Origin of the sequence: Pseudomonas sp. NY15374 (assembly GCF_048068255.1) — a bacterium.
Classification (GTDB): Bacteria; Pseudomonadota; Gammaproteobacteria; order Pseudomonadales; family Pseudomonadaceae; genus Aquipseudomonas; species Aquipseudomonas machongensis.
In genome coordinates, this window is the sequence record NZ_JBLUPZ010000037.1 from 1 (window position 1) to 312 (window position 312).

Annotated in this window: 1 protein-coding gene; it reads left to right on the forward strand. The window is 59.6% G+C overall.

The genetic code is table 11. The annotated features are described in order from the left end of the window. On the forward strand, positions 1–312 hold a 312-nt coding region (locus ACNFHO_RS27410), incomplete at both ends, for an immunoglobulin-like domain-containing protein (RefSeq protein ID WP_416767974.1).

The window sequence follows — 312 nt, forward strand, 5'->3', positions numbered from 1 at the left end:
CGGCGGCCAGCCAGCAATCGTCAACAAGCTGGAGTCCGTCACTGGTGCCGATAACTTCGAAAAGCTGACCCTGGGTCAGGGCGAAGTGAAAACCGATGTCACCGATGAGCCGGGCACCGGCACTCCGGGTACTGGCAACGAGGGTGACAAGATTTCCGTCACCATCGTCAGCAACGGCAACGTCACCGAAGACCAGCAACCGTCATTCACTGTCAAAGTGAACCAGCCGCTAGACCGTCCGCTGACTGTCACCCTGAGCAATGGCGACAAAGTCACCATCGCGGCGGGCCAGACCCAGGTCGAGTACAAGGC